At 70.3% G+C, this 14319-nt stretch carries 10 protein-coding genes; 7 read left to right on the forward strand and 3 right to left on the reverse strand.

Features of this window, described 5'->3' with window-relative positions; all coding sequences use genetic code 11:
• The 3 genes from ACFTZL_RS27670 to ACFTZL_RS27680 form a co-directional block, all read left to right on the forward strand.
• A partial coding sequence (locus ACFTZL_RS27670) for a CoA transferase (protein ID WP_382588001.1) occupies positions 1–636 on the forward strand: 636 nt, incomplete at its 5' end.
• 11 nt (positions 637–647) lie between these two features.
• Positions 648–1862, forward strand: coding sequence for an acetyl-CoA C-acetyltransferase (locus ACFTZL_RS27675; RefSeq protein WP_189726037.1), 1215 nt, complete (start codon positions 648–650; stop codon positions 1860–1862).
• 35 nt (positions 1863–1897) lie between these two features.
• Entirely contained in the window at positions 1898–4084 is a 2187-nt protein-coding gene (locus ACFTZL_RS27680) for a 3-hydroxyacyl-CoA dehydrogenase NAD-binding domain-containing protein (protein ID WP_382588003.1), read from the forward strand.
• Here the strand turns inward: ACFTZL_RS27680 and ACFTZL_RS27685 are convergent.
• Positions 4070–4786: a MerR family transcriptional regulator gene (locus tag ACFTZL_RS27685; RefSeq protein WP_382588005.1), complete on the reverse strand. Its 717-nt coding sequence runs from the start codon at positions 4784–4786 to the stop codon at positions 4070–4072. The genes ACFTZL_RS27680 and ACFTZL_RS27685 overlap by 15 nt on opposite strands.
• A 220-nt stretch (positions 4787–5006) precedes the next feature.
• On the opposite strand from ACFTZL_RS27685, the gene ACFTZL_RS27690 reads away from it, so the two are divergent.
• Positions 5007–6473 carry an amino acid permease gene (locus ACFTZL_RS27690; RefSeq protein WP_382588007.1) on the forward strand — a complete coding sequence of 489 codons (1467 nt, stop codon included), beginning with the start codon at positions 5007–5009 and terminating at the stop codon, positions 6471–6473.
• Between the two features lie 52 nt (positions 6474–6525).
• Here the strand turns inward: ACFTZL_RS27690 and ACFTZL_RS27695 are convergent, their stop codons facing one another.
• Both ACFTZL_RS27695 and ACFTZL_RS27700 read right to left on the reverse strand, forming a co-directional pair.
• Complete coding sequence (locus tag ACFTZL_RS27695) at positions 6526–7437, reverse strand: arginase family protein (RefSeq protein ID WP_382588009.1); 912 nt, start codon at positions 7435–7437, stop codon at positions 6526–6528.
• A 96-nt stretch (positions 7438–7533) separates the two neighbouring features.
• The gene (locus ACFTZL_RS27700) at positions 7534–9057 is read right to left on the reverse strand and encodes a M1 family metallopeptidase (protein WP_382588011.1); all 1524 of its coding nucleotides are present in this window, start codon (positions 9055–9057) and stop codon (positions 7534–7536) included.
• Between the two features lie 200 nt (positions 9058–9257).
• On the opposite strand from ACFTZL_RS27700, the gene ACFTZL_RS27705 reads away from it, so the two are divergent.
• The 3 genes from ACFTZL_RS27705 (at position 9258) to ACFTZL_RS27715 (ending at position 14294) form a co-directional block, all read left to right on the forward strand.
• Positions 9258–11213 carry a Xaa-Pro dipeptidyl-peptidase gene (locus ACFTZL_RS27705; protein WP_382588013.1) on the forward strand — a complete coding sequence of 652 codons (1956 nt, stop codon included), beginning with the start codon at positions 9258–9260 and terminating at the stop codon, positions 11211–11213.
• On the forward strand, positions 11210–12487 hold the full coding sequence (locus ACFTZL_RS27710; protein ID WP_382588015.1) for a M14 family metallocarboxypeptidase: 1278 nt from the start codon (positions 11210–11212) through the stop codon (positions 12485–12487). The genes ACFTZL_RS27705 and ACFTZL_RS27710 overlap by 4 nt, the downstream gene beginning before the upstream one ends.
• Before the next feature lie 127 nt (positions 12488–12614).
• Positions 12615–14294, forward strand: a complete 1680-nt coding sequence (locus ACFTZL_RS27715) for a BCCT family transporter (RefSeq protein ID WP_382588017.1) — start codon at positions 12615–12617, stop codon at positions 14292–14294.
• The last annotated feature ends 25 nt before the right edge of the window (positions 14295–14319 follow it).

A 14319-nucleotide genomic window follows, 5' to 3' on the forward strand; every position in this document is an offset into this window, starting at 1 on the left:
TCCCTGTACCTCGTCGTAGGCGTCCTGGCAGCCCTGAACCACGCGCGCGCGACGGGCACCGGCCAGGTCGTCGACGCCGCGATCGTCGACGGCACCGCCCACCTCGCCACGATGATCCACGGCATGCTCGCCGCGGGCGGCTGGCAGGACCGCCGCGGCGCGAACCTCCTGGACGGCGGCTGCCCGTACTACGGGACGTACGAGACGGCCGACGGCCTGCACATGGCCGTCGGCGCGCTGGAGCCGCAGTTCTACGAGGAGTTCCTGGCCCTCCTCGGCATCGAGGACCAGGCCGCGGCCCGCAAGGACGTCACCCGGTGGGGCGAACTGCGCGAACAGATCGCGGTCCGCTTCAAGACCCGGACGAGGGACGAGTGGACGGCCGTCTTCGAGGGCTCCGACGCGTGCGTGGCGCCCGTCCTGTCGCTGCGCGAGGCCCCGCACCACCCGCACCTCGCCGCCCGCGGCACCTTCACCGACCACGGCGGCATCACCCAGCCCGCCCCGGCCCCCCGTTTCTCCGCGACGCCGACCTCCGTCCGCACCGGCCCGGCGCGGCCGGGCGCCGACACGGCGGACGTCGCCCGGGACTGGGACGTCCCCGGGCTCCTCCCAGCGTTCCGCAACCCTCAGTGAAAGGCCCCCTCGTGAGCACCGAAGCGTACGTGTACGACGCGATCCGCACCCCGCGCGGGCGCGGCAAGGCCAACGGCTCCCTGCACGGAACCAAGCCCATCGACCTGGTCGTCGGACTCATCCACGAGATCCGCGCCCGCTTCCCCGGCCTGGACCCGGCCGCCGTCGACGACATCGTGCTCGGCGTCGTCGGCCCGGTCGGCGACCAGGGCTCGGACATCGCCCGGATCGCCGCCATCGCGGCGGGCCTGCCCGACACGGTGGCCGGTGTGCAGGAGAACCGCTTCTGTGCCTCGGGCCTGGAGGCCGTCAACCTGGCCGCGGCCAAGGTGCGTTCGGGCTGGGAGGACCTCGTCCTCGCGGGCGGCGTCGAGTCGATGTCCCGGGTGCCGATGGCCTCCGACGGAGGCGCCTGGTTCAACGACCCGATGACCAACCTCGACGTGAACTTCGTGCCGCAGGGCATCGGCGCCGACCTCATCGCCACCATCGAGGGCTTCTCCCGGCGGGACGTCGACGAGTACGCGGCCCTCTCCCAGGAGCGCGCGGCCACCGCCACGAAGGACGGCCGCTTCGAGCGGTCCGTCGTCCCGGTGAAGGACCGCAGCGGCCTCGTCGTCCTCGACCACGACGAATTCCCGCGCCCTGGCACCACCGCCGACTCCCTCGCCAAGCTCAAGCCCTCCTTCGCCGACATCGGCGAACTCGGCGGCTTCGACGCGGTCGCGCTCCAGCAGTACCACTGGGTGGAGAAGATCGACCACGTCCACCACGCGGGCAACTCCTCCGGCATCGTGGACGGCGCCTCGCTCGTCGCGATCGGCTCCAAGGAGGTCGGCGAGCGCTACGGCCTCACGCCGCGTGCGCGGATCGTCTCCGCCGCCGTCTCCGGCTCCGAGCCCACGATCATGCTCACCGGGCCCGCCCCCGCCACCCGCAAGGCCCTCGCCAAGGCCGGACTGACCATCGACGACATCGACCTCGTCGAGATCAACGAGGCGTTCGCGGCGGTCGTGCTGCGCTTCGTGAAGGACATGGGCCTGTCCCTGGACAAGGTCAACGTCAACGGCGGCGCGATCGCGCTGGGCCACCCCCTCGGCGCGACCGGCGCGATGATCCTCGGCACGCTCGTCGACGAACTGGAGCGCCAGGACAAGCGCTACGGCCTCGCCACGCTGTGCGTGGGCGGCGGCATGGGCGTCGCCACGATCGTCGAGCGCATCTGACCACCTCCCAACGGATCACTACGGAGCACATCCCCATGAGCACTGAGTCCACGACCATCCGCTGGGAACAGGACCGCACCGGCCTCGTCACCCTCGTCATCGACGACCCGAACCAGTCGGCGAACACCATGAACCAGGCGTTCCGCGACTCGCTCGCCGCCGTCACCGACCGCCTGGAGGCCGAGAAGGACTCCATCCGGGGCGTCATCATCACCTCCGCCAAGAAGACCTTCTTCGCCGGCGGCGACCTGCGCGACCTGATCCGCGTCACCCCCGAGACGGCCCAGGAGCTGTTCGACGGCGGCATGGCGATCAAGCGGAACCTGCGCCGCATCGAGACCCTCGGCAAGCCGGTCGTCGCCGCGCTCAACGGCGCGGCCCTCGGCGGCGGTTACGAGATCGCCCTGGCCTGCCACCACCGCGTCGCGCTCGACGCCCCCGGCTCGAAGATCGGCTGCCCCGAGGTCACCCTCGGCCTGCTCCCCGGAGGCGGCGGCGTCGTCCGCACCGTCCGTCTGCTCGGCATCGCCGACGCCCTGCTGAAGGTCCTCCTCCAGGGCACCCAGTACAGCCCGCGCCGCGCGCAGGAGAACGGGCTCGTCGACGACGTCGCCGCGACCCAGGAGGAACTGCTCGCCAAGGCCCGCGCCTTCATCGACGCCAACCCGCAGTCGCAGCAGCCCTGGGACAAGCCGGGCTACCGGATCCCGGGCGGCACGCCCGCCAACCCCAAGTTCGCCGCGAACCTGCCCGCCTTCCCGGCGAATCTGCGCAAGCAGACGGGCGGCGCCCCCTACCCGGCGCCGCGCAACATCCTCGCCGCCGCCGTCGAGGGCTCCCAGGTCGACTTCGAGACCGCCCAGGTCATCGAGGCCCGCTACTTCGTGGACCTCGCGGCCGGGCAGACCTCGAAGAACATGATCCAGGCGTTCTTCTTCGACCTCCAGGCCGTCAACTCCGGCGCCAACCGCCCCAAGGACGTCGAGCCCACCAAGGTCCGCAAGGTCGCCGTCCTCGGCGCCGGCATGATGGGCGCGGGCATCGCCTACTCCTGTGCCCGCGCCGGCATCGACGTCGTCCTGAAGGACGTCTCCCTGGAGGCGGCCCTCAAGGGCAAGGACTACTCCGAGAAGCTGTGCGCCAAGGCCGTCTCCAAGGGCCGTACGACCCAGGAGAAGGCGGACGCGCTGCTCGCCCGGATCACGCCCACCGCCGAGGCGCAGGACCTGGCCGGCTGTGACGCCGTCATCGAGGCCGTCTTCGAGGACACCTCCCTCAAGCACAAGGTGTTCCAGGAGATCCAGAACGTCGTGGCGCCCGACGCCCTGCTGTGCTCCAACACCTCCACCCTCCCCATCACCGCACTCGCCGAGGGCGTCGAGCGCCAGACCGACTTCATCGGACTGCACTTCTTCTCGCCGGTCGACAAGATGCCGCTCGTCGAGATCATCAAGGGCGAGCGCACGGGCGAGGAGGCCCTGGCCCGCGCCTTCGACCTGGTCCGGCAGATCAACAAGACCCCGATCGTCGTCAACGACTCGCGCGGTTTCTTCACCTCCCGCGTCATCGGGCACTTCATCAACGAGGGCGTCGCCATGGTCGGCGAGGGCATCGAGCCCGCGTCGGTCGAGCAGGCCGCCGCCCAGGCCGGCTACCCGGCCAAGGTGCTGTCCCTGATGGACGAGCTGACGCTGACGCTGCCCCGCAAGATCCGGGGCGAGACGAAGCGCGCCGTGGAGGAGGCGGGCGGCACCTGGACGGCCCACCCCGCCGAGGCCGTCATCGACCGCATGGTCGACGAGTTCGGCCGCACGGGCCGCAGCGGCGGCGCCGGCTTCTACGACTACGGCGACGACGGCAAGCGCGCCGGGCTGTGGCCGGGCCTGCGCGAGCACTACACCAAGTCCGGGTATCAGATCCCGTTCGAGGACATGCGCGAGCGCATGCTCTTCTCCGAGGCGCTGGATACCGTCCGGCTGCTGGAGGAGGGGGTGCTGACCTCGGTCGCCGACGCCAACATCGGCTCGATCTTCGGCATCGGCTTCCCGGGCTGGACCGGCGGCGTGCTCCAGTACATCAACGGCTACGAGGGGGGCCTGCCCGGGTTCGTGGCACGCGCGCGTGAACTCGCCGAGCGCTACGGCGACCGGTTCACACCGCCCGCGCTGCTGGTGGACAAGGCGGAGAAGGGGGAGCGGTTCAGCGACTCAGCCCGGGGCTGACTCTTCCGAAGGCTCCGTGAGCCACTCGCCCAGCTCTTCCTTCAGCGACCGCTGAAAGGCCGTGAGGAGCGCCTGCACCACCAGGGGGTGCATGTGTGCCGACAGGGACCGCACGTCCCGGGCGTCACGCTCCGCCACCTCGCCCCGGAAGAGCTGGGAGAGTTCACGGGCCGCGGCGCGCGTGTGTTCGATGAGGACCTTGCGCGCCGCGAAGATCGCCTCCTGGGAGAGCGGCACGTCCAGCAGCCCGACGCCCAGCCGGAGCAGACCGAGGTCGGCTTCGTACCCGTCGTCCCCGGGCCTGACCACGCCCATCGCGACCAGCCGCTCGACGTCCTCGGCGCCGAGCGGCCGCCCGGCCCGCCGCTCCAGCTCCCCGAGCGTGACCGTCTCGACGGTGTCCGGCGCCCAGGAGGCCACCACGGCCCGGTGGATGGCGAGGTCGTGCGGGCTCAGATCCGGCGGCAGTTGCCGCAGGTAGCGCTCGATGCCCGACAGCGTCATGCCCTGCCGCTGCAACTCCTCGATCAGTGCCAGCAGGGCCAGATGCTCCCGCCCGTAGTGCCCCACCCGCCGGGGGCCGAGCACCGGGGGCGGCAGCAGTCCCTTCGTGCCGTAGAAGCGGACCGTGCGCACCGTGACACCGGCCCGGGCGGCCAGTTCGTCGATCGTGAGGGTCGGCTCCTCGGTGTCGGTCGTCATGTGCAGCAGTATCGCTGTCTCACCAGTGCTGTGAAACCTCGGGCGACCGACGTGACGGTGCTGTGAGAAGTAGCGCTCTGTGACGTATGACACCGCGTGAGTCGCGCTGGGCGGGGGAAGGTGGCCCCTCGGTCTGTGCCTTTACAGAGGGCGCAGACCTTACGTACGTCAGGACAGCCGAGCGTGACCCGCTCGGGCGCACCAGAGAAGTGGATCCACCGTGAGCAAGGACGCCGTGAACACGGCAGCAGCCGCATCCCGCAGCGACGCGGCCCAGGTGCCCGCGGACGCGGGTGACGCCGGCTACAGCAAGGACCTCAAGGCCCGCCACGTCAACATGATCGCCATCGGCGGCGCGATCGGCACCGGACTCTTCCTGGGCGCGGGCGGGCGGCTGCACAACGCGGGCCCGGCGCTGGCGATCGCCTACCTGGTGTGCGGCGTCTTCGCCTTCTTCGTCGTGAAGGCCCTCGGCGAACTCGTGCTCTACCGCCCCTCCTCGGGCTCCTTCGTGTCGTACGCGCGCGAGTTCCTCGGCGAGAAGGGCGCCTACGTCGCCGGCTGGATGTACTTCCTGAACTGGTCGACCACCGGCATCGCCGACATCACCGCGATCGCGCTCTACACGCACTACTGGAGCCTGTTCACCGACATCCCGCAGTGGGTGCTCGCGCTGGCCGCCCTCGCGGTCGTGCTGGCCGTGAACCTGATCTCGGTGAAGATCTTCGGCGAGATGGAGTTCTGGTTCTCGATCATCAAGGTCGCCACGCTCGTCGGCTTCATGTTCATCGGCATCTTCCTGCTCGCCACGCAGCACAAGGTGGGCGGCCAGACGCCCGGCATGAGCGTGATCACGGAGAACGGCGGCGTCTTCCCGCACGGCATGATGCCCGTCGTCCTGGTCATGCAGGGCGTGATCTTCGCGTACGCCGCGCTGGAGCTGGTCGGTGTCGCCGCGGGTGAGACCGCCGAGCCGGAGAAGGTCGTCCCGCGCGCGGTGAACTCGATCATGTGGCGGGTCGGGCTCTTCTACGTGGGCTCCGTCGTCCTGCTGGCCCTGCTGCTGCCCGGCTCGGTCTACTCGGCCGACCAGAGCCCCTTCGTCACGGTCCTGTCGAAGATCGGCATCCCCGCGGCCGGCGACGTGATGAACCTGGTCGTCCTGACGGCCGCCATGTCCTCGCTGAACTCGGGCCTTTACTCCACGGGCCGCATCCTGCGCTCCATGGCGATGGCCGGTTCCGCGCCGAAGTTCACCGCCCGCATGAACCGCAGCCAGGTCCCCTACGGCGGCATCCTGCTGACCTGCGCGGTGTGTGTGCTCGGCGTCGGCCTGAACTACCTGGTGCCGGCCCAGGCCTTCGAGATCGTGCTGAACGTCGCCTCCCTCGGCATCATCAGCACCTGGGTGATCATCATGATCTGCCACCTGGTCTTCGTCCGCCGCGCCAAGGCGGGCCTGGTCGACCGCCCCTCCTTCCGTCTCCCCGGCAGCCCGGTCACGGAGATCACCACGATCGTCTTCCTGCTGGCCTGCCTCGGCATGATGTGGAACGACCCCGAGGTCGGCCGCAGGACACTCCTGCTCGTCCCGCTGATCGCGGCCATGCTGGTCGCGGGCTGGTTCGCCGTCCGCCGCAGGGTGTCCGCGACGGCCGACCAGGAGCTGTCGCAGCTCACGAAGTAGCAGAACGGGGCCATGGTCGGTGGCCCTGTCCACGGTGGCGTCATGCCGGGGGTCAGGCAGGCCCGGGGTGACGCCACCGGCCGTCCGTGTCGAACGCGTGCACCAAACAGTCGCTGAGGCGTTTTGCGATCGACCCGTCGGGATCCAGCCGGGGGTTGAAGATCGCGACGTCGAGGCCCACGGCTCCGCCGTCGGACAGTGCCGTGCGCAGGACGGTCTCCAGCTCCTGCCAGGTCAGTCCGCCCGATTGCCGGTAGTCGACGGCGGGCATGACCGCGTCGTCCAGCACGTCGACGTCGAGATGGATCCAGTACCCGGCGCCCGTCCCGTCGCCGGTCAGCAGCCCGGCCGCGCGCCTGGCCGCCTCGGCCGCCCCCAGGGCACGCACGGTGTCGAGCTCCAGCGCGTGCAGTGCGGACGGCAGGGGCTGCATGCCGTACGCCGCTGACTCCTCCGTGTCCCGGAACCCCAGGGCGACGACGTCCTCGTCCCGCACCAGAGGCCCTCGGCCCTCCAGGTCGGCCAGGACCCGCGGGCCGCGCCCGGTGGCCAGGGCGAGTTCCATGGAGGCCACCTCACCGGCGGGTTCCGCCGACGGCTGGTAGAAGTCGGTGTGCCCGTCGAGGAAGAGCAGCCCGTGCCTGCCCCGGCGGCGCAGCGCGAGCAGGTTGCCGAGGAGCACGCTGCAGTCGCCGCCCAGCACCACCGGGAAACGGCCGTCGTCGAGGACAGCGGAGACGGCATCGGCCAACGCGACGGAGTACGCCGCGATGCCGTCCGGGTTGAGAACCCGGGTGTCCGCATCCCGCTCCGGGTCGTACGCGGGCGGCTCCACCCGGCCCGCCCGCAGCGCGCCCAGCCCCTCGGCCAGTCCGGCCCCGAGCAGCGCCTCCGGCAGTTCCTCGACCCCGGTCGGCCGCAGCCCCAGCACGGACGGCGCCTCGATGATCGCCACATCCCGCACGCCCGGCTCCCTTCACCCGCCGGCCGACGCGCTGCCCGGGCCCATACGCCTCACGCGCATGGGCCCACCGTAGACCGCCGTGCGGGAGAGGGCGCGTCAGCGCACGTGCCCGCCGCTCCCGTGCTCCCCGTGCTCGTGCGCCCCGTCGGTCGCGGCGATCTTCTTCCACGACCTCGGCTGTGACACCGTCCCGCCGGCCTTCGCGACGGACGCGGTCCGGGCCGCCGCCGACGTCGGCTTGGACGCCTGGAACAGCCACGTGTCGAAGAGCGCGGCCAGGGGCTTCCCGGACACCTCCTCGGCGTAGCGCCGGAAGTCGGCGACCGACGCGTTGCCATGGGCGTACTTCTGCGGCCAGCCCTTGAGGATCGCGAAGAACGCCTCGTCACCGATCTCGTTGCGCAGCGCCTGGACGGCCAGCGCGCCCCGGTCGTAGACCGCCGCGTCGAACTGGTTCTCCGGACCCGGGTCCCCGGGCTTCACCGTCCAGAACGAGTCGTCCGCCGGATGCGAGGCGTACACGTGGTCGGCGAGTTCCTGCGCCGTGCCCTCGCCCTCGTGCTCGGACCACAGCCACTGCGCGTACCGCGCGAACCCCTCGTTGATCCAGATGTCCTTCCAGCCCTTGAGGGACACGTCGTCCCCGTACCACTGGTGGGCGATCTCATGGACGACGAGGGACACGTTCGACCCGTTCGCGAACTGCCGCGGGCTGTAGTACGGCCGGGTCTGCGTCTCCAGCGCGTACCCCGTGGTGGTGTTCGGTACGTAGCCGCCGAGCGCGTTGTAGGGGTACGGCCCGAAGTACCCGGCCAGCCAGTCCGCGATCTCCCCGGTCCGTTCGATGCTCGCCCGCGCCGCGCCGGCGTGGTCGCCCAGGTCCTTGCTGTAGGCGTTGAGGACCGGAATGCCGCTCTCGGTCGTGCCGGTCGTGATGTCGAACTTCCCGACCGCGAGCGTGGCGAGGTACGTGGCCTGCGGCTTGTTCGAGCGCCAGTTATAACGAGTCCAGCCGAGGCGTGAACTCGTCGACTGGAGCGTGCCGTTGGAGATGGCCTGCGTGCCGTCCGGGACCAGCACGGACACGTCGTAGGTGGCCTTGTCGAGCGGGTGGTCGTTGCCCGGGAACCACCACGCCGCGGCCTCGGGCTCGTTCGCCGCGACACCGCCGTCCGGAGTGCGGTGCCAGTTCGTGAAGCCGTAGGCCTGCTTCGACGACGGCACGCCGCGGTAGCGGACGAGGACCGTGACGGGCGCGCCCTTGGCCAGCGGCGTCTTCGGCGTGATCTCCAGCTCGTGCTCGCCCGACGTCTTGAACGAGGCCTTCGCCCCGTTGACGCGCACCTCGCCGACGTCCAGCAGGAAGTCCAGGTTGAAGCTCGACAGCTCCTGCGTGGTGCGGGCCACGAGGGTCGCGGTGCCCTCCAGCTCGTCCGTGGCCGGTTGGTACTTCAGCCGGAGGTCGTAGTGGGAGACGTCGTAGCCGCCGTTCCCGTAGGCCGGGTAGTAGGGGTCACCGATACCCGGCGCGCCGGGGGAGTGGGGCGCGGCCGATGCCGGGATCGCCAGCAGGAGAACGGCCGCTGCCAGGGCTCCCGGCGCGATGATTCTGCGGTGCACGCAAGGCTCCAAGTCGTAGGTCCCGAAAGCTGTCCGGAGCCTATTGACTCCCTGTGTCACTAGTCATGTCCATGGTCCCTGCTGTCACACGATCGCCATTCGGCCGACATGAGGCACCCGTCCCCCGGGCCCCTCCGGGACACGCCGGTCCGTCAGCTGCCCTCTTCTGAACAGGAGTTCACCGATGTAGCGTCCGGCGCATGCCGAAACGCACGCGCTTCACGACCTGGAGACCGCTCGCGACGGCGGCCACGGCCGCCCTCTTGGCCACACTGCTCACCCCGGCCGCGGCACAGGCCGCCCCGCGCGGGAGCGAACCCGTCTACTCGTACGAGAAGGCCATCCGCGAGGCCGTCTGGGTGGACACCGGACTCGACGGCGACGGCGACGGAAAGGCCGACCGGGTCGCCGTCGACATCGTCCGCCCCCGCGAACCCGCCCGGCAGGGCCGCAAGATTCCCGTGATCATGGACGCCAGCCCGTACTACTCCTGCTGCGGGCGCGGCAACGAGAGCCAGCGCAAGACGTACGACGCGAACGGCGACGTCGTCCAGATGCCGCTGTACTACGACAACTACTTCGTGCCCCGCGGCTACGCCTTCGTCGGCGTCGACCTGGCCGGAACCAACCGCTCCGACGGCTGCGACGACGTCGGCGGCCGCTCCGACATCCAGTCCGCGAAGGCCGTCGTCGACTGGCTGAACGGCCGCGCCAAGGCGTACACGACCCGCACCGGCACCGCCCGCGCCAAGGCCGCCTGGACCAACGGCCGCACCGGAATGATCGGCAAGAGCTGGGACGGCACCATCGCCAACGGCGTCGCCGCCACCGGCGTCAAGGGCCTGAAGACCATCGTCCCGATCAGCGCCATCTCCTCCTGGTACGACTACTACTTCCAGCAGGGCGCCCCGCTCTACGACTCCGGCCCCGAGTGGCTGTCCGACTACGTCAACAGCCCCGACGCCCGCGAGAAGTGCGGTGCCGTGCAGCAGAAGCTCGTCGACGGGGCCCCGCGCACCGGCGACTTGACCCCGCTGTGGACCGAGCGCGACTACGTGAAGCACGCGAAGAAGGTCAGGGCCAGCGTCTTCCTGATCCACGGCATGCAGGACCTCAACGTGCGCATGAAGCACGTCGGCCAGTGGTGGGACGCCCTCGCGAAGCACGGCGTCGAGCGCAAGATCTGGCTCTCCCAGACCGGCCACGTCGACCCCTTCGACTTCCGCCGCGCCACCTGGGTCGACACCCTGCACCGCTGGTTCGACCACGAACTCATGGGCTACGACAACGGCATCGACCGCGAGCCCATGGCCGACATCGAACGCCGTCCCGACCAGTGGAGCACCTCCAAGGTCTGGCCGCCGACCGGTACCCGGGCCACCACCCTGCGTCCCGACCGGGGCACCCAGCCCGGCGTCGGCACCCTCGGTCCGCACCGCGGCCACGGCACCGAGACCTTCACCGACGACCCGAAGCTGAGCGAGACCGACTGGGCCGCTCAGATCGACAAGTCGACCCCGGAGAAGGCCGGTTTCGCTACCGGGCCCCTCACCCGCGACCTGCGCCTGTCCGGCTCCTCCGAGGTCACCGTCACCGCGACGCCCTCCACCCCGACGGCCCATCTCTCCGCCGTCCTCGTGGACATCGGCCCCGACACCATCCGCGACTACGCCGACGCCGGCGAGGGCATCACCACCCTCGCGAACCGCACCTGCTGGGGCGCGAGCACCGCCGGCGACAGCTCCTGCTTCAAGGAGGCGAAGGCCAAGACCGCCGACGTCGACTACACGGTCGTCAGCCGCGGCTGGGCCGACCTCGGCAACCACGCCTCGGACGGGAAGGGCTCCCCGCTCACCCCGGGCAAGCGGTACACGATCACCCTCGACCTGGCGGCGACCGACCACGTCGTCCCGAAGGGCCACCGCCTGGCGCTGATCGTCGCAGGCACCGACAAGGGCCTCATCGACCCGCCCGCCGACAAGCCGAAGCTGGCGCTGGACCTCTCCCGCACCTCGGCCGACGTGCCGTTCGTCGGCGGACCCGCCGCCTTCGCCCGCGCCACCGCGGGTGCCGCGCTCACGACGCCCGTCGCCGCGCTCCTGAACGGCGTACGGGAACCGCGCACCACCCACCGCGTCCCGGAGGGAACCCAGTGAACCGCGTCCGCGCCCTGACCCTGACCGCCGCCCTCGCCGCATCCCTGGTCGCCGTCCCCGCCCAGGCGGCCACGGCCACCGACTCCCCGCCGCGTACCGGCTTCGAGCGGACCGACGGCGCCCGCTGGACCACCCAGCCCGAGGAGCAGGACTTCCTCAAGGCCGTCGACCGGTCGAGCAGCCGGGTCTCCATGACCCGCTTCGGTACGACGAAGCAGGACCGCCCGCTCCAGCTCGTCCGGATCGGCACAAGTCCGAGCCCGAACAAGGTGCTCCTCGTGTGCAGCCAGCACGGCGACGAACCCTCCGGCCGCGAAGCCTGCCTGACCACCGTCCGTGACCTCGCCCACGCCCGTGACAGCCGCACCCGGCGCTTCCTGGACCGCACCACCGTCCTCGTCGTGCCCACGGCCAACCCCGACGGCCGGGCCGCGAACACCCGCGGCAACAGCGACGGCGTCGACATCAACCGCGACCACCTCGCCCTGCAGACCGCCGAGGGCCGCGCCCTGGCAGCGCTCATCCGGGACCAGCGCCCCGACATCATCTACGACCTGCACGAATACGGCGCAACGCCCCAGTACTACGACAAAGCGCTCTTCGATCTGTGGCCGCGCAACCTCAACACCCATGACGCGGTCCACGACGAGGCGCAGACCCTCTCCGAGGTCTACGTCCGTCCCGCGGCGCAGCGGGCCGGCCACTCGACCGGCACCTACGGCATCTGGACCGACCCCGAAACCGGCGAACCGGTCAAGCAGGTGGCCGGAGACGGGCAGGAGCGCATTTTGCGCAATATGTCCGGTGTAAAGCATTCGGTCGGACTGCTCATCGAGAGTCGTGTGGACCCGCTCACCGAAGCGGAGAAGGCGGACGAGGCGCTGAACAACCGGCGCCGGGCCACCTCCCAACTGGACGCTCTCAAGGGCCTGTTCGGGTACACCGATCAGCGCCGGGGCCGCATCGAGGCGACGACGGCCAAGGCCCGGCTCGCCGGCTACACGGCCACCGGCCCGGTCTACGTCGGCGGCGCCGACAACGACACGCCCGAACCCGCCGAGGTGATCCAGAACCCGCCCTGCGGCTACCGGCTCACCGCCGCGCAGTTCGCCGAGGTCGGCGACGAACTCGCGCTGCACGGCGTGCGCGTACGACGGGACGCGGAGGGCGTTCTCGTCCCCCTGCGCCAGCCCCTGCGGGCGCTCGTCCCGTTGCTGCTCGACGAGCGAGCCACGTACCACCTCACGGCAGCCGAGTCCGAAACGCAATGTTGAGGAGGATGAATTTGCGCCACACGTGGTAGGGGCGTTACGGAGGACTTACGGTCCTCCTACGTTTCAATGAAAGGTGCCGCCTGTGACACACGACCGACCAAGCGAGAACGACCCCCATAAGGGAGGCGTGCTGCCGGGATCGGAAGCGGGCCTCCCCGGTCAGGAGACGCCCCAGACCGACCGGATCGTCTTCGGTGTCACGGCGGCGCTCACGGTCGCCTTCGTGATCTGGGGTGCCACGGCGACCGACTCGCTCGAATCCGTCTCCACCAGCATGCTCAGCGGCCTGATGCACAACGGCGGCTGGGCGTTCATGCTCGCCGCCTCCGGCTTCGTCGTGTTCGCCCTCTGGCTCGCGATCAGCCGCTACGGCCGTATCCACCTCGGTGCGGAGGGTGAGGAGCCCGAGTTCCGCACGGTGTCCTGGGTCGCGATGATGTTCAGCGCGGGCATGGGCATCGGCCTGATGTTCTACGGCGTGAGCGAGCCGCTGTCGCACTACTCGACGCCTCCGCCGGGCACCGACCCGGCCGACTCCGGCGAACGCATGGAGACGGCCATGGCCACCACCCTGTTCCACTGGACGCTCCATCCCTGGGCGATCTACGCCGTGGTGGGCCTCGCCATCGCCTACAGCACCTTCCGCAGGCGGCGCCGCCAGACCATCAGCGCCGTCTTCACCCCGCTCATCGGCAAGAAGCACGCGAACGGTGCCGCCGGCCGCGTCATCGACATCCTCGCGATCGTCGCGACCATCTTCGGCTCCGCCGCCTCGCTGGGGCTCGGCGCCCTTCAGATCGGCTCCGGTGTGCAGGAGCTGAAGTGGATGGACAAGGTGAGCACCGGGCTGCTCGTCACGATCATCGCGGTGCTGACCCTGGCCTTCGTCGCTTCCGCGATCTCCGGTGTGGAGAAGGGCATCCAGTGGCTGTCCAACACCAACATGGTGCTGGCGCTGATCCTCACCCTGTTCGTGTTCGTGGCGGGACCGACCATCATCGTCCTCGACCTGCTGCCGACGTCTGTCTTCGCCTACCTCGGCGATCTGCCCCAGCTGGCCGGCCGTACGGAGGCCAGCGGCGGGGAGGGTGTCGCGGACTGGCTGGGCAGCTGGACCGTCTTCTACTGGGCGTGGTGGATCTCCTGGACGCCGTTCGTCGGCATGTTCATCGCCCGGATCAGCCGGGGCCGGACCATCCGGCAGTTCGTCGGCGGCGTCATCCTCGTGCCCAGCACGGTCAGCCTGGTCTGGTTCGCGATCTTCGGCGGCTCGGCGATGAAGTTGCAGGAGGAGGGCAAGCTCGGCAAGGAGGCGACCCCCGAGGGCCAGCTCTTCGACGTGCTGCAGCAGTTCCCCATCGCCACCGCGACCAGCTTGCTGGTGATGGTCCTCGTCGGCATCTTCTTCGTCTCGGGTGCCGACGCGGCGTCGATCGTCATGGGCACGCTCTCGCAGAAGGGCGCGCTCGAACCCGGCCGCCTGGTGGTGGTGTTCTGGGGTGTCGTCACTGGTGCGGTGGCCGCGATCATGCTGCTCGTCGGCAGCGGCTCGGGCGACGCGCTGACAGGTCTGCAGAACCTCACCATCCTCGCGGCGGCGCCGTTCGTCGTCGTGATGACCTTCATGTGCGTCGCCCTCATGCGCGACCTGCGCCGTGACCCGGTGATCGTGCGTGAGCAGATGGGTTCCGAGGCCGTCGAAATGGCCGTCATGGCAGGCCACGAGAAGTACGACGGCGACTTCGAGTTCCGCGTCGGCCCGGGCGTCGGCCCGGATGTCGAGGGCGACCCCATCGGCAAGCACTGACCCGAGCGACCGCCCTGCCGGATGC

It is taken from the genome of Streptomyces sp. NPDC056948, from assembly GCF_042674225.1.
GTDB lineage: Bacteria > Actinomycetota > Actinomycetes > Streptomycetales > Streptomycetaceae > Streptomyces > Streptomyces purpurascens.

Bases quoted from the DNA above. Each gene is read 5' to 3' on its own strand.
- ACFTZL_RS27680 (WP_382588003.1), top strand. From the start codon at position 1,898: ATGAGCACTGAGTCCACGACCATCCGCTGGGAACAGGACCGCACCGGC.
- ACFTZL_RS27685 (WP_382588005.1), bottom strand. From the start codon at position 4,786: ATGACGACCGACACCGAGGAGCCGACCCTCACGATCGACGAACTGGCC.
- ACFTZL_RS27705 (WP_382588013.1), top strand. From the start codon at position 9,258: ATGCCGAAACGCACGCGCTTCACGACCTGGAGACCGCTCGCGACGGCG.